Genomic DNA, 21,403 nt, shown 5'->3' with positions numbered 1-21,403 from the left:
TACCCCTTGCCCATGCTGTCCGAGATCGACACCCGCCCCTTTCCCACGGTGCCCCCGGCGTTCAACCTCGCAGGCCACGTCCTTGCCCGCGCCGCGATCTTGGACACGCCCGCCCTCACGATCCTCCATCCCGAACGTGATGAAACCCTCAGCTATGCCGACCTCCTGCGGCTGACCCAAGGCTGCGCCACCGCGCTCCTGTCCCTCGGTCTCACGCCCGGCGACCGCATCCTCCTCCGCCTCGGCAACACGCTGGCCTTCCCGATCCTCTATCTTGGCGCCATCTGGGCCGGCCTTGTACCGATCCCCACGTCATCGGCCCTGACCGGACCCGAAATCACCAGACTCGCCGCCCTGGTCCGGCCCAGCTTGATCGCCGCCGAGCCCGGGATCGCCCTGCCCGACCACCCCGCGGCCGTCCTGGCCCCGGACCTCGCCGCCTGGTCCCGCCTGCCGCCTGCGACGCTGCACGAGGGCGACCCGAACCGGGAAGCCTATATCATCTTCACTTCGGGCACCTCCGGCACGCCGATGGCCGTCAGCCACGCCCACCGGGCCATCCTTGCGCGCGGGCAGATGCATAGGCACTGGGAGGGCCTGGCCAGCACCGACCGCCTCCTCCATGCAGGCGCACTGAACTGGACCTACACGCTCGGCACCGGTCTTCTCGATCCCTGGACCGTCGGCGCGACGGCCCTGATCCCCGCCAACTGCACGCCGCCGACCCGGCTCCCCGCGCTCATGGCCCGCAGCAAAGCGACGATCCTCGCCGCCGCCCCCGGCGCCTACCGCCAGCTCCTGCGAACCGAGATCCCGCCGCTGCCGAACCTCCGCCACGGTCTCTCGGCCGGGGAGAGCCTGCCTCACGCCCTCCGCAGCCAGTGGCGCAACCAGACCGGAACTGACCTGCATGAGGCCCTCGGCATGTCCGAGGTCTCGACCTACCTCTCCGGCTCGCCCGGCCGCCCCGCACCCGAGGGGACTACGGGCTATCTGCAACCTGGCCGCCACATCGCGATTCTGGACAACGCGGGCCATCCCGTTCCGCGCGGAGAACCGGGGGAACTCGCCCTCTCCACGGCCGACCCCGGCCTGATGCGGCACTACCTCGGTCATCCCCCGCCCCAAGGCGAATGGTTCCGCACCGGAGACGCCGCGGTCATGGCGGAAGACGGGGCCATCACCCACCTCGGTCGCAAGGACGACCTGCTGAATGCCGGGGGCTTCCGCGTCTCGCCCGTCGAAATCGAGGCGGCTTTCCACGCTTTGCCCCAGATCACCGCCTGCGCCGCAACCCAGGTAGAGCCCGCCCCCGGCACCACGATCCTCGCGCTCTTCTATGAGGCCCCCTGCGAAATCGCCGTCTCGACCCTGCAGGAATGCGCCGAAAAGACCCTTGCCCGCTGGAAACAGCCAAGGCACTACCAGCGCCTCGAAGCCCTGCCCCGCACCGGCACCGGCAAACTGATCCGCAAGGCGCTGGCCGCCCAGTTCAGGAGACCGTAATGACCCGCGCCCCGATCCGTCTGGACATCTTCTCCGACCCGGTCTGCCCCTGGTGCTACGTCGGCAAGGCCAACCTTGACCGCGCTCTGGCGGACCATCCGGACCACCCGTTCCTGATCCAGTGGCACCCGTTCCAGCTGAACCCGGACATGCCGGAGGAAGGCCTGTCCAAACGCGCCTATCTGGAGCAGAAGTTCGGCGGCAAGGCCCGGGTCGATGCCGTCCATGAACGCCTGCGCGAAGTGGCCCGCAACGCCGGGGTCGACATGGACCCGGACAAGCCGCAGCGAATGCCGAACACGCTGAACGCCCACCGCCTGATCCACTGGGCCGGGATCGAGGGCGTCCAGCAGGCGGTCGTCAACGCCCTGATGCGCGCCTACTGGACCGAGGGTCGTGACATCGGCGACCTTCCCACCCTCGCCGACATCGCCGGAGAAAACGGCATGGACCGCAAAGCAACCCTGCGCCTTCTCCAATCGGACGCTGATGCCGATGATATCGCCGCGCGCGATCAGGACGCCCGGCGCAAGGGCGTCAACGCCGTGCCGACCTTCCTCATCGCCCAGCAATATGTCGTCAGCGGCGCGCAGCCGCCCGAGACCTGGGGCAAGGTCATCGAGGAACTGGCGGGCCGCGCCGAGTGAGCCAGTCCCGCCCCTCTCAGACCGAATTCGTGGCGCTTATCGCCATGCTTTTCGCTACCATCGCGATCTCGATCGACGCGATGCTGCCCGCGCTGCCGGAAATTGCCGCAACCCTCTCGCCTGGCGCACCCAACGCAGCCCAACTCGTCGTCACAAGCTTTGTGCTTGGGATGGGGATCGGCACCCTTTTCACCGGCCCCCTCTCGGACGCTTTCGGCCGCAAACGCGTGATCCTTATCGGCTCCGGCCTCTATGCCCTTTGCGCCCTTGCGTGCTATTTTGCCCCCTCGCTTGAAATCCTTCTCGCCGCCCGCCTCCTCCAGGGTCTTGCCTCCGCCGCTCCGCGCACGGTGGCGATAGCGATGGTCCGCGACCTGTACTCCGGGCGCGAGATGGCGCAAATCATGTCCTTCGTGATGATGATCTTCACCATCGTCCCCGCGATTGCCCCCCTGATGGGCCAGGGGATCATCGCGCTGGGCGGGTGGCAGTCCATCTTCCTGGCCTACATCCTTTTTGCGGGCCTTTCGATGCTCTGGCTCGGCCTGCGCCAGCCCGAGACGCTGCCTCGTGACAACCGCCGCCCCCTTCACCTGGCCACGCTCTGGTCCGGGACGAAGCAGCTCTTGACCTACCGCATCGTCGTCGTCTCGACCCTCTTGCAGACGCTGACTCTCGCCTGTCTCTTTGCGACCCTGTCCAGCCTGCAAGGCATCTTCGAACGCCAGTTCGACCGGGCCGAGACTTTCCCGCTCTGGTTCGCCGTCATCGCCGTGGCGTCGATGGGCGGCAGCCTCTTGAACAGCAGAATCGTGATGACCCTCGGTATGCGCCGCGTCGTGCAACGCACCTATGCCGGTGTCCTGATCCTGTCAGTGGTGGCGCTGGCTGCCTTGGGCACCGGTCTATTGACTGGGCACCTCAGCTTCTCCGTGCAAATGCTTTGGTGCATTGGGCTTTTCTCGATGATGGGTCTCACGATGGGCAACCTGAACGCCCTTGCAATGGAGCCGGTTGGCCACATCGCAGGCCTCGCAGCCTCGGTGATCTCGTCGTTGGCGACCGTCGGCTCGGTGCTTCTCGCGATCCCTATCGGTCTTGCCTTCAACGGCAGCTCGACGCCCCTTATCCTCGGGGTCACCGTCCTGACGGCACTGAACCTGATCCTGTCGCTGAAGACCCTGGGCGGGCCGCGCAGCTAAGCCTTCTTACCGGCTTTCACCACCTCGGCCAGGTCGCGGGCAATGTTGAACGCACCCTTGATCCGGTCGGCTTCCGTCTTCATCTCGCCGGTCAGCACGATCTTGTTGCCGTTCACCCGCGCCGCGGGACCCTGCGCCTTTAGGAAATCCACAAGGCCAGCCGGATTGGCGAACTTGTCGTTGTGGAACTGGATCGTCGCACCCTTCGGCCCCGCATCGAGGCGGGAAATCCCCGCCCGCTTGCACATCGCCTTGATCCGCACGATCAGCATCAGCGTGTTCACTTCCTTGGGCAGCGGCCCAAAGCGGTCGATCAGTTCCGCCGCGAAGCCCTCCAGCTCCACTTTCGTCGTCAGACTGGACAAGCGTCTATACAGACCCAGCCGGATGTCGAGGTCCGGTATATACGTCTCGGGGATCATCACCGGCACGCCCAGATTCAGCTGCGGCGACCAATCGTCGTCAATGCTGGTCAGCCCCTGCAATTCGCCCGATTTGATCTTGGCAATCGTTTCCTCAAGCATGTGCTGGTACAGCTCATAGCCCACCTCGCGGATGTGGCCCGACTGCTCCTCGCCCAGAAGGTTGCCCGCCCCGCGCAGGTCAAGATCGTGGCTTGCCAGGTTGAACCCCGCACCGAGGGAATCGAGACTTCCCAACAACCGCAGCCGCTTCGTCGCCTGCGGCGTCAGTGGCGCGCGGGGCTTTGTCGTCAGGTAACAGTAGGCCCGCGTCTTCGACCGCCCGACCCGGCCGCGGATCTGATACAGCTGAGACAGGCCGAACATGTCCGCCCGGTGAACAATCATCGTGTTGGCTGTGGGAATATCCAGCCCACTTTCAACAATCGACGTGGCAAGCAGCACGTCATACTTGCCGTCGTAGAACTGGTTCATCCGGTCGTCGAGGTCGCCTGCCGCGAGCTGCCCGTGCGCGATGACGTAACTCGCCTCTGGGACATGGGTTTTCAGGAAGTCTTCGATCTCAGGCAGGTCGGCGATGCGCGGCACGACATAGAAGGTCTGCCCACCGCGATACCGTTCGCGCAGAATCGCCTCGCGTATGGTGATTGTGTCGAATTCTGAAACATAGGTGCGGATTGCCAGTCGGTCCACCGGGGGTGTCGCGATGATCGACAGATCACGCACGCCGGTCAGGCTAAGTTGCAAGGTCCGCGGGATGGGCGTCGCGGTCAGTGTCAATACATGGACCTCTGACCGCATTTCCTTCAACCGTTCCTTGTGCGCGACGCCGAAGTGCTGTTCTTCGTCGATAATCAGAAGGCCGAGCTTCTTGAACGTCACGCCCTTGGCCAGAAGCGCATGGGTGCCGACGACGATATCCACCGATCCGTCGGCCATGGCTGCCCGTGTCGCATTGGCATCCTTTGCGCTAACAAAGCGCGACAAGGGCCTGACAGAAATCGGAAATCCACGGAATCGCTCCGCAAAGCTCCGATAGTGCTGCCGCGCAAGCAGTGTCGTCGGACAAATCACTGCGACCTGCATCCCCGACAAGGCAGCGACGAAGGCCGCCCGCATCGCGACTTCGGTCTTTCCAAAGCCCACGTCGCCCACCACCAGCCGGTCCATCGGGCTGCCCTTTTCCAGGTCCGCCACCACATCGGCAATTGCCGCCAGCTGGTCGTCGGTCTCCTGATAGGGGAAGCGGGCCGCGAAGGCCTCCCAGATCGAATGTGGCGCTTCAAGGATCGGCGCGTGCCGTAGTGCGCGTTCGGCCGCGACCCGCATCAGCCGGTCGGCGATCTCCTTGATCCGCTCCTTGAGCTTGGCCTTCTTCGCCTGCCAGGCCCCGCCGCCCAATCGATCAAGCAGACCCTCTTCATGCCCATAGCGGCTGAGAAGCTCGATATTCTCCACCGGCAGGTAAAGCTTTGCATTCTCGGCATATTCCAGCATGACGCAGGCATGCGGGGCGCCAAGCGCGGTGATCGTTTCGATCCCCAGATAGCGCCCGACGCCGTGTTCGACATGCACCACCAGATCGCCAGGGGACAGCGTATCGACCTCGCGCAGGAAGTTGTCGGCCTTGCGCTTGCGGCGCGGTTTGCCCACCAGCCGTTCGCCCAGCACATCCTGCTCGGAAATGACTGCCAGCCCCGGCGCGACAAACCCGGCCTCCAGCGGCCAGACGACAAGGAAGAGGCCACCCTTCCCCTCCGGCACCTCGCGGAAATCCGCGATTTCCTTCGCCCCGGTCATTCCGTTGTCGGCAAGCAGGCCCTTCAACCGCTCGCGCGCGCCCTCGGACCACGAGGCGACAACCACCTGCCCCGTTCTGGCAAGCACTTGAACATGTTCAGCCAAGGCACCGAAAAGATTTATCTTCTCCTGCTGCCGCTCCGGCGCGAAGTTCCGCCCCGCGCGCGCGCCCGCATCCAGCACTCCAGGGCCAGGGCTTTGGGCCAGCGGCGACAGTTGCACCACCCGATGGCCAGCAACGGCTTCCTCCCAGGCGGAATCGGTCAGATAGAGTTCTTCGGCCGGCACCGGCTTGTAGACCGTGTCGATCCGCCCCTTCGCCCCCATCGCCTCATGGCGTGCATCGTAGCTGTCCTCGATCCCCTCCCACCGGGCCAACCGCGCCGGGGTGACCTGATCGTCAAGCAGGACGGCCGCATTGGGCAGGTAGTCGAAGATCGTCTCCAGCCGCTCGTGGAAGAAGGGTAGCCAATGCTCCAACCCCTGATGCTTCCGGCCTGCGCTGACGGCCTCATACAGCGGGTCATCCGTCCCCGCCGCGCCGAAGGAAATCCGGTAGTTCTGCCGGAACCGCGCAATGGCGGCCTCGTCGAGGATCACCTCGGAAACCGCTGAGAATTCGACTTTCTTCAGCTTTTCCGTGGTCCGCTGCGTTTCGGGATCAAAGCGCCGCGCGCCGTCCAGCACGTCGCCGAAGAAGTCCAGCCGGATCGGCCCCCCGCGACCGGGCAGAAAGATGTCGACGATCCCGCCCCGCAGCGCATAGTCCCCCGGCTCGGCCACTGTAGATACAGGCGTGAACCCCATCCGCGCGAGGAACCCCTTCAGCCGCGCCTCGTCCACCCGCTCACCGACCGAGGCCCGGAAGGACGCGGCCCGAACCACCTCTCGCGTCGGTACCTTCTGGGTCGCCGCATTCAGCGTGGTCAGCAGCACGAACGGCCCTTTCACCCCGTCGGCCAGCACCGCCAAGGTCGCCATCCGCCGGGCCGAAATCTCGGGGTTGGGGCTGACACGGTCGTAAGGCAGACAGTCCCAGGCCGGGAAGTCCAGCACCACAACCTCGGGTGCCATCACCGCCAGCGCCGCTCGCATCGCCTCGGCCCGCTTGTCGTCGCGGGCGACATGCACAACCGAACTGCCCCGCGCCAGCTCGCGCTGGACAAGCCGGGCATCAAACCCTTCGGGCGCACCGCCCAGCAAGATACGTTCAGCAGTCATGGCGGGTTTCGCAGGTATCAGTACAGGATCGAGACACTGACATTCTGCCAGGTACCGTAGAAGGCTGTCACCGCGATCGAGACCATGCCAATGACCTGAAGCACGCGGCGATGCACGGTCAGGCGCCGCAACAATGCGTCACCCTGGTTGGCGCCAGCGGCAATCCGGCGACATTCCCTGACGCTGACCCAAAGCACCAGCACCAGGGGGCCCAGAAGCAGCAGGACGGCCTGCGCGAATTCGACGTCGTAATAGAAGCCAAGGACCGCAAGCGTCGACAGCCAGAACCCCGCGACCCCGACCAGAACAAGTGCGCCACCGTCGACGATGTGCAACAGCCGGTTTGCGTTGATCCGGACCATGTCCTCGACATCGGCAAGGGCCTGCCCACCCTCGCGGCGCGCCCGCTGGATCATGTCATGCGGCACACCCAGCGACCAATGGCTGACCGAGGACCACAGGGCAGCAAGCGCGATCCAGTACCAGAGGTTTGAAAACGACCGCAGGTCGATGACTTCCAAGGCTGTATCGAAGACGTCCACTCTGCAAGCTCTCCCACGTCCGCCGCCATTTCGTCATCTGCCGACTTGAGGCGCATGCCTTTCCATGGCAGGCAGAGGGGCAAGCCGCAAGTCCCTGCTTGTCAAGGGAAGAAGGAGCCGCTCATGCAACCAGTCCAGGCACCCTACCCGCTGACCCGCTTTCGCCGGGTCCGGCGCACGGCCGCAATGCGCGCCTTGACGCAGGAGACCACCCTGACTGCGGCAGACCTGATCTGGCCCGTCTTCCTGTGCGACGGGACGGCTCAGCGCCAGCCTGTGGCGTCCATGCCGGGGGTTGAGAGGAAGTCGCTCGACCTGGTGGTCGAAGCGGCGGCAGAGGCAAGGGATCTGGGGATTCCGGCCATCTGCCTGTTCCCCTACACCGATCCAAGCCTGAAGACGCCGGGCTGCGAAGAGGCCTGGAACCCGGAGAACCTCACGAACCGGGCGATCCGCGCCATCAAGACTCAGGTGCCCGACATCGCTGTGATGACCGATGTGGCGCTTGACCCCTACAACGCGCATGGCCACGACGGTCTGGTGGTCGACGGGATCATCCTGAACGACGAGACGGTCGAGGCGCTGGTGCGAATGGCGCTGGCCCAGGCCGAGGCGGGTGCCGACATCCTGGGTCCCTCGGACATGATGGATGGCCGGATCGGCGCGATGCGGGCGGCCCTTGAGGCGGCCGGACACAAAGATACCGCGATCCTCAGCTATGCTGCCAAATACGCCTCGGCCTTCTATGGTCCGTTCCGTGATGCGGTCGGGGCCTCGGGCGCGCTGAAGGGCGACAAGAAAACCTACCAGATGAACCCCGCGAACCGGGATGAGGCGCTCCGGCTAGTCGCCCGCGATCTGGCGGAAGGGGCGGACATGGTGATGGTCAAGCCGGGGATGCCCTATCTCGACATCTGCGCCCGGGTGAAGGAGGCCTTCGGGGCACCGACCTTCGCCTACCAGGTGTCGGGCGAATACGCGATGATCAAGGCAGCGGCGCAGAACGGCTGGCTTGATGGCGAGAAGGCGATGGTCGAAAGCCTGATGGCCTTCAAGCGCGCGGGCTGCGACGGCATCCTTACCTATTTCGCGCCCGCGGTGGCGAAGGCGCTGCGCCACGGTTGATCCTTGCGGTTCAGGCAGACGGGGACTTTTCCGCCTTCTTTTCCCAACGGCCTGACTCCTCGGACCAATACTGGGCAGGGTGCCCCCTGTCGGTCACGGCCTTCCACTGCGCCCGGGCAGCCTGCAGACGGTCGGGATCATTGCCGTCGAACAGGACCCAGACCCGCTCCATCGCGGCGATCTCGGCATCCGTGGCGTCGGCCCCATCGATCAGGGCCAACACTTTTGCGCCGTTCATCGCAGAGCCTGTGCCCAGAAGCACCGGCTGATCGGCATCATGGGGGCCACCTTCCTGGCCATGCGGCAGAAAGCTGTCGTCCCCGCCCTTCAGCCACAATGCCTGATCCAGCCGGTCCAGAGCCTCGGCGTCAGTCCCGCGTACCATGACACGCCAGCCCTGACCCAGGGCGCGAGGCGCGTTGATCGCCAGCGTATCCGCCGGGGCCGACTGCATGAGATGAAAGAACATCACCGTGCCCATCGGTCCCGGCCTTCGACTATTTCTCGAACCGGTCGCGGATCAGCCGGTCCAGCGCCATGACGCCCCAGCCCGTCGCCCCCTTGGGAGCAAGCGTCGAGTCCGATTTCAGCAGCGCGGTGCCCGCGATGTCGAGGTGGCACCACGGCGTTTCCGGCTTGACGAAGCGCTGCAGGAACTGCGCCGCGGTGATCGCGCCGCCGTCGCGGCCGCCGACGTTCATCATGTCGGCGATGCGCGATTTCAGCTTGGCGTCGTAGGCATCGCCCATCGGCATCCGCCAGGCGCCCTCGCCCTCGGCCTTGGCGGCGGCAAGGAATGCGTTGCAGAGGTCGTCGTTGTTCGAGAAAACTCCTGTGTTTTCATGGCCCAAGGCGATGATGATCGCGCCGGTCAGGGTCGCAAGGTCGATCATGCCCGTCGGCTTGAACCGTTCCTGCGCGTACCACATCACGTCGGCCAGCACCAAACGCCCCTCGGCGTCGGTGTTGATGACCTCGATCGTGTCGCCCTTCATCGAGCGGACCACGTCGCCCGGACGCTGTGCGCGCCCGTCCGGCATGTTTTCCACCAGCCCCACCAGGCCGATCACATTCGCACGCGACTTCCGCAGCGCCAGCGTCCGCATGACCCCGGCGACCACGCCCGCGCCGCCCATGTCCATCGTCATCTCTTCCATGCCGGCGGCCGGCTTGATCGAGATGCCGCCGGTGTCAAAGACCACGCCCTTGCCGATCAGGGCAAAGGGCGCCTGGCCTTTCGGACCGCCATGCCACTGCATCACCACGACCTTGGATGGGCTTTCCGACCCCTGCCCCACCCCGATCAACGCCCCCATGCCGAGCTTCATCAGCTCGTCCTCCTCAAGGATCTCGACGTCGAGGCCCAGTTCCTGCATGGCAGCCAGACGGGCGGCAAAATCATGGGTGGTCAGCACGTTCGCCGGTTCGTTCACCAGATCGCGGGTGAAGAAGACACCCTCGGCGACCGCCGCCATCGGTGCCGCGACCTTGGCGACCGCCTCTGGGTTTGCGGCCATCAGGGTCACCGGGCCGGGAGCGGTCTTCTCGCCCGTCTTGTGGCTGTCGAAATCGTAGGCGCGCATCGCAAGGCCAAAGGCGATGTCCGCCGCCCGCGCGTGGCTTTCAGCCAGGATCAGCGAGCCCTTGGTCGCATGCGTGCGGCCTATCACCGCCCCGGCCTTGCGGGCCTGAGCTTGATCCGCCTTCTTGCCCAGCCGGATCAGCTGGATGGCATCCGCGGCAATTCCGGGCGGAAAGGCCAGATCCATTGCCTCGCCCGGCTTCAGCTTGCCGAAGGCCTCGGACTCGAAGGCCCGGAGCAGCGCGCCTTTGGTCAGCCGGTCAAGACGGCGGAAACCGGGGCTAGTCGGCTGCCCGGCATCTGCCAGAACGGCAATCCGGCCCTTCTGGCCAGCAAGGGCTTCAAGATCGGTGGCCTGGAACTGGATCGGCAGGGGCTTGGGCATCGGGGCTCTCTTCAGGTCGGGTTTTCCGCGCCTTGGCGGTGGATCGGCGGGAGGCTACAGCCGGACCCGCCGATTGGCCAGATAGCAGTTTTCGCCGCCGGGGAATTCCTTTAGGGTCGCCGCAAGATGTAGTAGAGGCCGAGCCGGGCGTGTCTAGATTCGACAGATACCTTTTGTCACAACTCCTCGCGCTGTTTGGCTTTTTCGCCCTGGTGCTGGTCGCGGTCTACTGGGTCAACCGGGCCGTGGGCCTGTTCGACCAGCTGATCGGAGACGGTCAGTCGGCGCTGGTCTTCCTGGAATTCTCGATCCTGACCCTGCCGAACGCGATCCGACTTGTCTTGCCGGTCGCTGCCTTCGCTTCGGCCGTTTATGTGACCAACCGCCTGATGCAGGAAAGCGAGCTTGTCGTCATGCAGGCCACCGGTTTCTCCTTCTTCCGCCTGGCCCGTCCGGTCCTGTATTTCGGCCTGACCGTGATGATCATGCAACTGGTCCTGACCAACATCCTAGTCCCGGCCAGCCAGCGCATCTTAAGCGAGAGGTCGGCCGAGATTTCGCAGAACGTCACTTCACGCTTCCTGAACGCCGGGCAGTTCATGCACCCGGCAGAAGGTGTCACGCTCTACATCCGGGAAATCACCCCGACGGGTGAGCTTCTGGATCTGTTCCTGTCGGACGAACGCTCCCCCACCGAGCGCGCGATCCATTCGGCGCGCAAGGCGTTCCTCGTGCGGGGCGAGGTCGCGCCGAAACTGGTGATGGTCGACGGCTCGACCCAGACGCTGACGCGGGACGGCGCGCGGATGTCGGTCACGCGCTTTGCGGATTTCACGCTGGACCTTGCGGGGCTCGTCTCTGTCGAAGGCGGCGGCCAGATTGCCCTGAACGCCCTGCCGACGCGGGCGCTGCTCGAAGCTTCGGATGCGGCCCAGGTGGTAACAGGTGCGACCGTGGCGCAACTGCTGGAAGAGGGTCACGGACGGCTGGCCGCGCCCATCCTGGCCGTCGCGGCGCCACTGATCGGCTTTGCCGCGCTGATGCTGGGCAGTTTCTCGCGTTTCGGCCTCTGGCGGCAGATGGCGCTGGCGGTTGGCCTTCTGATCGGGGTGCAGCTGGTCTGGACCTGGTCGGGCAGCGTCGCCCTGACCTCGGCATCGGCCTGGCCGGTCCTCTACCTGGCGCCCTTTGCCGGTATCTTGGTCGGGGTCGCCCTCTTGTGGCACGCCCAGCAGCCCCGACGGCGACGGGGGCTGGCATGACGCTGAACCTCTACATCGCGCGGCGGTTCCTGGGGACGGTGGGCAAGGTCTTCCTGGTCTTCTTCGCCATCCTGATGCTGATCGACATGATCGAGCAGCTGCGCCGCTTCTCCGATGCCGGGATCGGGCTGGCAGGGGCTGCGGAACTGTCGCTTCTCAGCGTGCCGGAGACGCTGTACCGCATCCTGCCGCTCATCATGGTGATGGGCGCGATTGCCAATTTCCTTGGCCTCGCCCGTTCGTCAGAGCTTGTGGTCGTCCGGGCGGCGGGGCGGTCTGGTCTACGCTTTCTGATGACGCCGCTTCTCGTGTCGCTGGCGCTTGGCCTGCTGGCCGTCGCCTTCTTCAACCCCTTGGTGGCTGCGACGTCCAAGGCCTACGATGACAAGCGGTCCCAGCTCAGCCAGGGCGGGCGTTCTGTCCTGTCAGTGGCCGACACCGGCCTCTGGCTGCGGCAGGGGTCCGAGGACGGGCAGACCGTGATCCAGGCCGCCCGGTCAAACCTGGACGGAACCGAGCTGTTCGGGGTGACCTTCGTCGGCTTCGACATCGACGGCACCCCGGGCAAACGGGTTGAGGCCGAACAGGCACGGCTGGTCGAAGGCGCTTGGGAACTGACGGGAACCAAAAGCTGGGACCTGATCTCACCCAATCCCGAACTGACCGCCGTCGTCGACCAGGGCCCGATCGCCCTGCCTTCCGACCTGACGCCCGAACGGATCCGCGACAGCTTTGGCACCCCGTCCGCTATCGCCTTCTGGGACCTGCCCGCGTATATCGACGATCTGGAACGTGCCGGATTTTCGGCGCAGGCCTACAAGCTCTGGTATCAGATGGAACTCGCCCTGCCCCTCTTGATGGTGGCCATGGTGCTGATCGCAGCCGGCTTCACCATGCGCCATGTCCGCTTTGGCGGGACCGGGCGGATGGTGCTGTTCGCGCTTCTTGCGGGGTTCGGCTTCTACTTCCTGCGCAACTTCGCCCAGGCCCTTGGCGACAGCGGCCAGATCCCGGTGCTGCTGGCGGCGTGGAGCCCGCCGGTTGCCGCGGTGATGCTGTCGCTGGGCCTCCTCCTCCATCTGGAGGACGGCTGACATGCGGCGCCTCCTGTGCCTTCTGGTCACGCTTCTTGCCCTGCTGCAACCTGCCCTCGCGCAGGATCAGGCGACGCTGATCTCGGATAGCCTGGAGATCACCGGCGACACGCGCCTGATCGCGGACGGCAATGTCGAGGTTTTCTTCAAGGGCCGCCGCCTGAAGGCCTCCCGCATCGTCTTCGACCAGTCCAACAACCGGCTGGAGATCACCGGACCCATCGTCCTGACCGAAGAGAGCGGCCAGACCCTGATTCTCGCCAGTCAGGCCGACCTTGCCGCCGACCTGTCGGAAGGCATCCTGACTTCGGCGCGGTTGGTGCTGAACCAGCAGCTGCAACTGGCTGCAAACCGGATGGTCCGGGTTTCGGGCCGCTACACGGCGTTGCAGACGGTCGCCGCCTCGTCCTGCAAGGTCTGCGAAGGCGACCCGACCCCCTTGTGGGAAATCCGGGCCCGCCGTGTGGTGCATGACGAACAGGAACGCCAGATCTACTTCGACCGCGCCCAGTTCCGCCTGGCCGGAGTGCCCGTGCTGTATATTCCGCGCCTGCGGATGCCGGACCCGACGCTCAAGCGCGCCACTGGCTTCCTGATGCCGTCGATTCGCACGACCTCGGACCTCGGGACCGGAATCAAGGTCCCCTACTTCATCGTGCTCGGGAAATCCAAGGACCTCACGCTGACGCCCTACCTGACCGCCCGGCAATCGCAGACCCTGGGCCTGCGCTATCGTCAGGCCTTCGCCACCGGCCTGATCGAGGCAACGGGTTCGATCACCCGGGACAGGCTGTTTCCGGGCGAAACCCGCGGCTATCTTCGGGTCCAGGGCGATTTCACCCTGCCGGAAAAGTTCCTACTGACCTTCGACGGCCAGACCGTGACCGACCCGGCCTACATGCTGGACTACGGCCTTGGGAATTCCGACCGCCTGGACAGCCGGGTCGAGATCAAGCGCACGCGGCGGAACGAACATATCTCGGCCCGGATCATCAGTTTCCAGTCGCTGCGGGACGATGAGGACAACACCACACTGCCCACCGTCACGGCGGACTTGACCTTCCATCGGCGCTTTTCGCTGGGCCCGCTGGGCGGTGAAGGCGGTCTTCGGCTGCAGACGCACAACCATTTCCGCAGCTCGACCAGCCCGCTGGATGGCAATGGCGACGGGATTGCGGACGGTCGCGACGTCGGACGCATCTCGGCCCGGATCGACTGGCGGCGAAGCTTCCTGCTGCCGATGGGGGTCGAGGGCACGGTCCTGGGCGAGCTGACAGCCGATGCCTACACGATCACCGATGATGCGACCTTTGGCGGCAGCACCTCGCGCACGCACGGGTCGGCCGGGGTGGAGCTGCGCTGGCCCTGGGTCAAGGCTGGGTCAAAAGGCGCAACGCATGTGATCGAGCCTGTCGTGCAGCTTCTCTATGCCTCGAACACCTCAGAAAGCCTTCCGAACGAGGATTCGTCCCTGGTCGAGTTCGACGAAGGTAACCTCTACGCCCTGGACCGCTTTCCGGGTTCGGATGCCGTCGAACGCGGGGCCCGCGCAAACATGGGCGTCACCTGGACCCGGTTTGATCCGCAGGGCTGGTCGATGGGCGTGACCGTGGGCCGCGTGTTCCGCGAGGCGGATCTCGGCCAGTTCGGTCCGGGCTCGGGTCTGGCTGGGGCGACCTCCGATTGGCTGGCGGCCGTGAACTTCACACTTGCCGACGGGCTGGCCGTTACCGGGCGGCTGGTGCTGGACGACGATCTCAGCGTCACCAAGGGCGAGGCGCGCGTGACCCTTAACGGACCGAAGACTGCCATCGCGACCTCCGTGATCTGGGCCGTCGCGGATCCCTCTGAAAACCGGCCCGATCCGACCCAGGAATTCACCTTCGACGCGCGCCGCAAGGTCACCCCGAACTGGACGGCGAAGTTGTCTGGACGCTACGATTTTGTCGCCGACCGTGGCTCCGTCGCGGGCATGGGTCTGGAGTTCCTGAACGAATGCGTGCGGTTTGATGTTTCCCTCTCGCGTCGCTTCACGTCATCCACTAGTGTAAACCCGACCACGGATTTCGGCCTGTCGCTGGATCTTGTCGGGTTCGGCAGCGGTGTGACCGGCGGGCCGGCACGGACCTGCAGGCAGTAGACAAGGTTGGGACGGGACAGCAGAAGCGGCGGGCCAAAGACCCGCGGGATTGAGGAAGAGCGGCGGAAACGATGAGAGTCTCGGTTCTGAAACGACAGGCGACAGCGGTCGCTCTGGCACTTGCCCTGGCCGCACCGGTTCTGGCGCAAGACCTGTTCACGCCCCGGCTTTATGTCAACGACCGGGTCATCACCAATTACGAAGTCGAACAGCGCGCCTTGTTCCTCCGCGTGCTGCGCGCCCCCGGCAACCCTGAGGAAGAAGCGCTGAAGGCGCTGACCGAAGACCGTCTGCGACAGACCGAAGCGGAACGGCTTGGCCTGAGACTGACCGAGGAAGAGCTGACCAGCGGCCTGACCGAATTCGCCTCGCGGGCGAACCTCACGGTCGAACAGTTCGTCGAAGAACTCGGCAAGGCCGGGATCGCCCCGGAAACCTTCCGCGATTTCGTCGCCGCGGGGCTTCTGTGGCGTCAGGCCGTGCGGGCACGGTTCCTGGGTCAGGTTCCGATCAGCGAAAACGACATCGACCGCGCGCTCGAGGCTTCGGCCCGTCCCCGCGCCCTGCAGGTTCTGGCCAGCGAACTGGTCATCCCTGCCCCCGAAGGCCAGGAAGAGGCCGCGATGGAACAGGCGCAGGAACTGTCCGACACGCTCAGCGGCGAGGCCGCCTTTGCCTCTGCTGCCCGGCGCTATTCGGCCGCTCCTACCGCGGGTGCGGGCGGGCGGCTTGACTGGCTGCCGCTGGCAAACCTGCCCGCGGCCATCGGCCAGAAGATCCTTGCGCTTGACGCGGGCGAGGTCTCCGACCCGATCGCCGTTCCCGGCGCGGTAGTCCTGTTCCTGTTGCGCGACGTGGCCATGGACACCAAGGCCGAACCGATCGCCGTCAACGTCGAATGGGCCGAATTCCTGGTGCCGAACGACGCCGCCGCAATCGCTCAGATCCTCGCCGAAAGCGACGAATGCAATGACCTTTACGGCCAGGCCAGTGGCCTGCCCGAGGATCGGCTGACCGTAACGAAATCGGCGCTTGAGGCGGTTCCTGGCGATGTCGCGCTGGAACTTGCCCGGCTGGACCCCGGCGAAGCCTCGACCGCGCTGACCCGTGGCGGCTTCCGGCGGCTTCTGATGCTTTGCGGTCGAGAACAGGTGCTTGAACCGGCCCCGACCCGCGACCAGATCCGCGAGCAGGTGATCAACCAGAAGCTTGAAGGCATGGCAGAAGGCTATCTGGAAGAACTGCGCTCGGCCGCCTTCATCCGCGAGCCGTGAGCGACACCATCCTCGTGACCTGCGGCGATCCGGCAGGGATCGGCCCGGAAATCGCCGCCAAAGCCTGGGCTGCGGGTGAGCGGTTCGTGTGGATCGGGGACCCCCGGCATCTGCCTGCAGGGACAGCATGGCACGAGGTGGCGGAAGGCGAAGGTCCGGGCGACGGCGCACTGGCGGTCCTGCGCCACGATTTCCCGGCTGCGGCCATCCCCGGCACACCCGATCCCGCCAATGCCGCCGGCGTCATCGCGGTCATCGAACGCGCCGTGCGTCTGGTTCAGGCAGGCAGGGCGGCGGCGGTCTGCACCGCCCCCTTGAACAAGAAGGCGCTGAAGGATGGGGCCGGGTTCGCCTTTCCGGGCCATACCGAATTCCTTGCCCATCTGGCCGGGGTTGACCGCGTGGTCATGATGCTCGCCTGCCCCGGCGTGCGCGTGGTGCCCGCGACCATCCATATCCCTCTGTCCGAAGTGCCGACCGCGCTGACCAGAACCCTGCTGGAGGAAACGATCCGCATCACCCATGCCGGGCTGGTCCGCGATTTCGGCATCGCCAATCCCCGGATCGCCGTGGCCGGTCTGAACCCGCATGCCGGCGAAGGCGGCGCGATGGGCTGGGAGGACGAGCGCATGATCCGCCCGCTTGTCGCGGGACTTGCGGCGGAAGGCATGGCGGTGACCGGCCCCTGGCCTGCCGACACGATGTTCCACGCCAAGGCGCGCGCGGGCTATGACGTGGCGGTTTGCGCCTACCACGATCAGGCGCTGATCCCGATCAAGACCATCGACTTTGCCGGGGGGGTCAACGTGACGCTGGGCCTGCCCTTCGTCCGCACGTCACCAGACCACGGAACCGCCTACGACATCGCCGGGCAGGGACTTGCCGATCCGTCCAGTCTCATCGCGGCCCTGCGGCAGGCGCGCGAGATGGTCGCGGCCCGACGCGCCCTCTAGGCACCAAGCGCCTTTCCCAGCCGATAGAGCCGCGCCCGCTTCAGCAGGCCCTTCAGCGCGACCGGCTGACCCGAGATCGCCTCGGCCTTGGCGCGCACCGCCTCGACGATCCGCACCATGACCTCGGGGTGCCGCGACTGCAGTTCCCACAGAAACCCATCCGGGTCGCGGCGGGAAATCCCTTCGGCGGCAAGCACATGGCCCGGGAAATCCTGCGCGTTGAAGGTGACGATGACATCCGCCCCGCTGGCGATGGCGCTGGCAAGGACATGGCGGTCGTTCGGATCGGGCAGGATCAACCGTGCCTCGATCTCGGGGTGATCCCGCACCCAGCCGAGGGGAAAGGCCGCGCGAAAGCCAGCAGCCTCGCCCTCGGCCAAGACCGGGGCATCCGTGCCGAGCTTTGCCGTGGCCAACACCCATTCGCGCAGGATGCGGTCCGAATAGACCGGCTGGTAAAGCCTCGCTTCGCCCGCGCCCTGCAGGATTTCGCGCAGGACAGTGGGATAAAGGACGCAGGCGTCAAGGACCGCCTTCATCCGTCCAGCCGGAATGCCAGCGCCTTGAGATATGAGCTTTCCGCCAGTTGTGGGAGCACCGGATGATCCGGCCCGGCAAAGCCCGTATGGATGATCTGCGCCCGGCGCCCACCCCGCCCGATACCCCGAGCGCTGGCGTTGCGGAAGGCCTGCAGGTCGGCGGCGTGCGAACAGGAGCAGAGGACCAGATACCCGCCCGGCGCCACCAGCGGGGCGGCCAGTCGCGCAATCCGCTCATAGGCGCGCAGACCCGCCTCCAACGCCGGTTTCGCGGGCGCAAATGCAGGCGGATCGCAGATCACCAGGTCGAACCGCGCACCCTCGGCCCCCAGCGCCTCCAGCACCTCAAAGGCGTCGCCCTGCCGTGTCGCGAAACGCTCGCCAAAGCCCGAGGCCTTGGCCCCCTGCCCCGCCAGGTCCAGCGCCGCGGCCGAGGCATCGACCGCCAGCGCGCTTTCCGCACCCCCCGCCAGTGCCGCAAGGGCGAAGCCGCCGACATGCGAAAAGACATCCAGCACCCGCGCGCCCTTTGCCAGCCGGGCGGCGAAGGCATGGTTCTCGCGCTGGTCGAAGAAGAGACCGGTCTTCTGGCCCCCCATCAGGTCGGCCATGTAGGTCGCCCCGTTCATCGGCACCGACAGCGGGCCGTTGACCGCAGGCCCGTGAACCACGCCCATCTCCTCGGCCAGACCCTCCAGCCCCCGCGCGCGACCCGAGCCGTTCTTGATTACTGTCGTCACACCAGTCACCGAGACCAACGCGGCAACCAGAGGCTCAAGCAGCGCCTCGGCCCAGGCCGCATTGGGCTGGATCACGGCCACATCGCCAAAGCGGTCGATCACCACACCCGGCAGGCCATCCGCCTCGGCATGGATCAGGCGGTAGAACGGCTGCGGATAAAGCCGCGCCCGATGCGCCAGAGCCCGACCTATCCGCGCCGCGAACCAGTCCCGGTCCACCACCGCCTCGGGATCGCGGTCCAGCATCCGCGCGATGATCTTCGACCGGGTATTGACCGTGACCAGACCCAATGGCCGACGTTCGCCATCCTCAAGAACCGCCAGCGCCCCCGGAGCTAGTCCCTGCGTCCGTCGGTCGGTCACCAGTTCGTCGGCATAGACCCAGGGGAAACCGTGCCGGATTGCCCGGGCCTCGGCCTTGGGCTTCATCCGCACGACCGGAGGGCCCTTCGGCGGGGTTTCCTGCTCTGTCATGTGATGCTCTCCGCCAGTTTCCGCGCTCATGCGCCCGATTAGCGGTTTTCCCGGATGGCGGAAAGGCAATCCGTCAGTCCAGAAGCATCAGCCCGCCCCGGCGGTTGGCCGGAACGGGCTGTTGATGGCAATGATGGTGCGGGTTACTTCGAGGTCACGTCGCAGGGTTGTGCCGCGCCATCCTTGGCCAGAACCAGTGCACGGTCCATAACCCGCTTGCCGCCCAGGGCGTTCTGCCAGCTGGTCGCCTGAACGGTCGCCACGTCCGAACCCGCGCCACAGGTGTCAATGGCGAAAAGCTCGGCACGGTTCGGGGCTTTGGCAGGGACAGCCTCCGGGTTGGCAGTCGGGGTCGAGGCGAAGACCATTGCGGAAAACAGCACGGTCGCAATCGAGGCGGGGACGAGGATCGTCGTTTGTTTCATCCTGATTTCTCCAGCAAGCAGGGGTGGTATGCGTTCGTGCCACCTTTGTTTGTTGGCTTTAGGGCTTGCTGCGGCAAAGATTCGGACGACATTCTGTCATTCTCATGCTGGGACGTGCGCCCAAGCGCCAATTGCCGCTTGAGTTGTGGAATTGGTGTCGATTCTAGGCCAATTCCCCATTGTTAGCGCTAACAGGTGGTGCTATAGCCACTCCATCGCAAAGCCAAGAGGAAGCCATGCCGCTCCACCCCGTCGTCGCCCGTGTCACCGACCGCATCCGCGCCCGTTCGACCGACGCGCGCGGAGCCTATCTTGACCGGATGGCAAGGGCGGTCTCGGCTGGACCGGTCCGCGCCCATCTCAGCTGCGGCAACCAGGCGCACGCCTACGCCGCGATGGGGACGGACAAGGACGCTCTGGTGGCGGCGAAGGTCCCGAACCTGGGGATCATCACCGCCTACAACGACATGCTTTCCGCCCATCAGCCGTTCGAGCGGTATCCCGACCTGATCCGCACTGCCGCCGCCAAGGCCGGGGTGACCGTCCAGGTCGCGGGCGGCGTTCCGGCCATGTGCGACGGGGTCACCCAGGGCCAGCCGGGAATGGAGCTGTCGCTTTTCTCCCGTGACGTGATCGCGCTCGCCGCCGGTGTCGCGATGTCGCACAACTGCTTTGATGCGGCACTGTATCTGGGCGTCTGCGACAAGATCGTGCCCGGCCTGATCATGGCCGCGGCCACCTTCGGCCATGTGCCTGCGGTCTTCGTTCCGGCCGGTCCGATGACCAGCGGCATTCCGAACGACCAGAAATCCAAGGTCCGCAACGCCTTTGCCGAAGGTCGCGCCACGCGCGAAGAACTGATGGCCGCCGAAATGGCCAGCTATCATGGCCCCGGCACCTGCACCTTCTACGGCACCGCGAACACCAACCAGATGCTGATGGAGTTCATGGGCCTCCACCTGCCCGGCGCAAGCTTCGTCAACCCCGGCACCCCCCTGCGCGACGCGCTGACCACCGCCGCCGTCGAACGCGCCGCCGCGATCACCGCGCTTGGAAACGACTTCCGCCCGGCGGGCGAGATCCTGGACGAACGTGCCTATGTGAACGGCATCGTGGGCCTGATGGCAACCGGAGGTTCGACCAACCTGGTGCTGCACCTGCCCGCCATGGCGCGTGCCTCGGGCGTGCTCCTCGACCTGCAGGACTTCGCCGACCTGTCCGAAGCCGTGCCGCTGCTCGCAAAGGTCTATCCGAACGGGCTGGCCGACGTGAACCACTTCCACGCAGCGGGCGGGCTGCAATTCCTGATCGGGCAACTCCTTGACGCAGGGCTTCTGCATCCTGACGCCAAGACCATCGCAGGCGATGGCCTGGCCTCCTACCGGCAGGAACCGATCCTCGACGCCGGCCGCCTGGCCTGGCGTGACGGTCCGCAGTCCAGCCTCAACGACAGGATCGTCCGCCCGGCCTCTGACCCCTTTGCGCCACAGGGCGGGCTGAAACAGCTGACCGGAAATCTGGGACGCGGGGTGATCAAGATCTCGGCCGTGGCACCCGAGCGCCACATCATCGAAGCCCCGGCCCGCATCTTCCACAACCAGAACGACGTGAAGGCCGCCTTCAAGGCTGGCGAGTTCACCTCGGATACCGTTGTCGTCGTCCGCTTCCAGGGGCCGCAGGCCAACGGGATGCCGGAACTGCACTCGCTGACTCCCACCCTGTCGGTCCTGCAGGATCGCGGGCTGAAGGTCGCGCTGGTAACCGACGGGCGGATGTCGGGCGCTTCCGGCAAGGTCCCGGCCGCAATCCACGTCGCGCCCGAAGCAGCGGCGGGTGGCCCGCTGGCCCGTCTCCGCGATGGCGACATCGTCCGGCTGGATGCGGTCGAAGGCACGCTTTCGGTGCTGGCCCCGGATTTCGACCAGCGCCTCGCCGTCACGGCCGACCTGTCGGACAACGAACACGGCATCGGCCGCGAACTTTTCGCCGCCTTCCGTCGCCATGTCGGGTCCGCCGATACCGGCGCCGCACTCGTTCTGTGACATTCGTAGGGTGGGCAGCATGCCCACC

Annotated in this window: 17 protein-coding genes; 10 read left to right on the top strand and 7 right to left on the bottom strand. The window is 65.8% G+C overall.

From position 1 onward, the window contains the following. Positions 1 to 12: 12 nt before the first annotated feature. From E8M84_RS16655 to E8M84_RS16645, 3 genes are read left to right on the top strand one after another with little or no spacing between them, the layout of a single operon-like run. The gene (locus E8M84_RS16655) at positions 13 to 1,506 is read left to right on the top strand and encodes a class I adenylate-forming enzyme family protein (RefSeq protein WP_137112330.1); all 1,494 of its coding nucleotides are present in this window, start codon (positions 13 to 15) and stop codon (positions 1,504 to 1,506) included. Continuing rightward, complete coding sequence (locus E8M84_RS16650; RefSeq protein ID WP_137112329.1) at positions 1,506 to 2,153, top strand: DsbA family oxidoreductase; 648 nt, start codon at positions 1,506 to 1,508, stop codon at positions 2,151 to 2,153. The genes E8M84_RS16655 and E8M84_RS16650 overlap by 1 nt, the downstream gene beginning before the upstream one ends. After that, entirely contained in the window at positions 2,150 to 3,355 is a 1,206-nt protein-coding gene (locus tag E8M84_RS16645) for a multidrug effflux MFS transporter (protein WP_394347430.1), read from the top strand. The genes E8M84_RS16650 and E8M84_RS16645 overlap by 4 nt, the downstream gene beginning before the upstream one ends. Here the strand turns inward: E8M84_RS16645 and mfd are convergent. Together mfd and E8M84_RS16635 are read right to left on the bottom strand one after the other, a co-directional pair. After that, a complete protein-coding gene (gene mfd, locus E8M84_RS16640; RefSeq protein WP_137112327.1) occupies positions 3,352 to 6,798 on the bottom strand; it encodes a transcription-repair coupling factor in 3,447 nt (1,148 codons plus the stop codon). The genes E8M84_RS16645 and mfd overlap by 4 nt on opposite strands. Before the next feature lie 17 nt (positions 6,799 to 6,815). Further along, positions 6,816 to 7,340, bottom strand: a complete 525-nt coding sequence (locus tag E8M84_RS16635; RefSeq protein WP_137112326.1) for a component of SufBCD complex — start codon at positions 7,338 to 7,340, stop codon at positions 6,816 to 6,818. Positions 7,341 to 7,463: 123 nt separating this feature from the next. Between E8M84_RS16635 and hemB the strand changes: the two genes are divergently transcribed. Next, the gene (gene hemB / locus E8M84_RS16630; RefSeq protein WP_137112325.1) at positions 7,464 to 8,465 is read left to right on the top strand and encodes a porphobilinogen synthase; all 1,002 of its coding nucleotides are present in this window, start codon (positions 7,464 to 7,466) and stop codon (positions 8,463 to 8,465) included. A 10-nt stretch (positions 8,466 to 8,475) separates the two neighbouring features. Here the strand turns inward: hemB and E8M84_RS16625 are convergent, their stop codons facing one another. Together E8M84_RS16625 and E8M84_RS16620 are read right to left on the bottom strand one after the other, a co-directional pair. Further along, complete coding sequence (locus tag E8M84_RS16625) at positions 8,476 to 8,946, bottom strand: DNA polymerase III subunit chi (protein ID WP_137112324.1); 471 nt, start codon at positions 8,944 to 8,946, stop codon at positions 8,476 to 8,478. Positions 8,947 to 8,962: 16 nt separating this feature from the next. Beyond that, the gene (locus E8M84_RS16620) at positions 8,963 to 10,432 is read right to left on the bottom strand and encodes a leucyl aminopeptidase (protein ID WP_137112323.1); all 1,470 of its coding nucleotides are present in this window, start codon (positions 10,430 to 10,432) and stop codon (positions 8,963 to 8,965) included. Between the two features lie 149 nt (positions 10,433 to 10,581). Here E8M84_RS16620 and lptF point away from each other — a divergent pair, with 149 nt between their 5' ends. From lptF to pdxA, 5 genes are all read left to right on the top strand, one after another. After that, positions 10,582 to 11,694 carry an LPS export ABC transporter permease LptF gene (gene lptF, locus E8M84_RS16615; RefSeq protein WP_137112322.1) on the top strand — a complete coding sequence of 371 codons (1,113 nt, stop codon included), beginning with the start codon at positions 10,582 to 10,584 and terminating at the stop codon, positions 11,692 to 11,694. After that, positions 11,691 to 12,788 (top strand): LPS export ABC transporter permease LptG, encoded by a 1,098-nt coding sequence (gene lptG, locus E8M84_RS16610; RefSeq protein WP_137112321.1) that lies wholly within the window; start codon positions 11,691 to 11,693, stop codon positions 12,786 to 12,788. The genes lptF and lptG overlap by 4 nt, the downstream gene beginning before the upstream one ends. A 1-nt stretch (position 12,789) precedes the next feature. Next, a complete protein-coding gene (locus E8M84_RS16605) occupies positions 12,790 to 14,928 on the top strand; it encodes an LPS-assembly protein LptD (protein WP_137112320.1) in 2,139 nt (712 codons plus the stop codon). 71 nt (positions 14,929 to 14,999) lie between these two features. Next, positions 15,000 to 16,202, top strand: coding sequence for a peptidylprolyl isomerase (locus tag E8M84_RS16600; RefSeq protein ID WP_137112319.1), 1,203 nt, complete (start codon positions 15,000 to 15,002; stop codon positions 16,200 to 16,202). Continuing rightward, entirely contained in the window at positions 16,199 to 17,155 is a 957-nt protein-coding gene (gene pdxA / locus E8M84_RS16595) for a 4-hydroxythreonine-4-phosphate dehydrogenase PdxA (RefSeq protein ID WP_137112318.1), read from the top strand. The genes E8M84_RS16600 and pdxA overlap by 4 nt, the downstream gene beginning before the upstream one ends. Here the strand turns inward: pdxA and E8M84_RS16590 are convergent. From E8M84_RS16590 to E8M84_RS16580, 3 genes are all read right to left on the bottom strand, one after another. Then, a complete protein-coding gene (locus tag E8M84_RS16590; RefSeq protein ID WP_137112317.1) occupies positions 17,152 to 17,694 on the bottom strand; it encodes an RSP_2648 family PIN domain-containing protein in 543 nt (180 codons plus the stop codon). The genes pdxA and E8M84_RS16590 overlap by 4 nt on opposite strands. Further along, positions 17,691 to 18,908: an RSP_2647 family RNA methyltransferase gene (locus E8M84_RS16585; RefSeq protein ID WP_137112792.1), complete on the bottom strand. Its 1,218-nt coding sequence runs from the start codon at positions 18,906 to 18,908 to the stop codon at positions 17,691 to 17,693. Before E8M84_RS16585 ends, E8M84_RS16590 begins: the two co-directional genes overlap by 4 nt. Positions 18,909 to 19,051: 143 nt before the next feature. Then, positions 19,052 to 19,333 (bottom strand): hypothetical protein, encoded by a 282-nt coding sequence (locus E8M84_RS16580; RefSeq protein WP_137112316.1) that lies wholly within the window; start codon positions 19,331 to 19,333, stop codon positions 19,052 to 19,054. Positions 19,334 to 19,569: 236 nt separating this feature from the next. On the opposite strand from E8M84_RS16580, the gene edd reads away from it, so the two are divergent. Next, positions 19,570 to 21,375, top strand: coding sequence for a phosphogluconate dehydratase (gene edd, locus E8M84_RS16575; RefSeq protein WP_137112315.1), 1,806 nt, complete (start codon positions 19,570 to 19,572; stop codon positions 21,373 to 21,375). Positions 21,376 to 21,403 lie beyond the last annotated feature (28 nt).

The organism is Rhodobacter sp. SY28-1 (assembly GCF_005222785.1).
Taxonomy (GTDB): Bacteria; Pseudomonadota; Alphaproteobacteria; order Rhodobacterales; family Rhodobacteraceae; genus Tabrizicola.
This window is presented reverse-complemented; position numbering and strand designations above follow the sequence as displayed.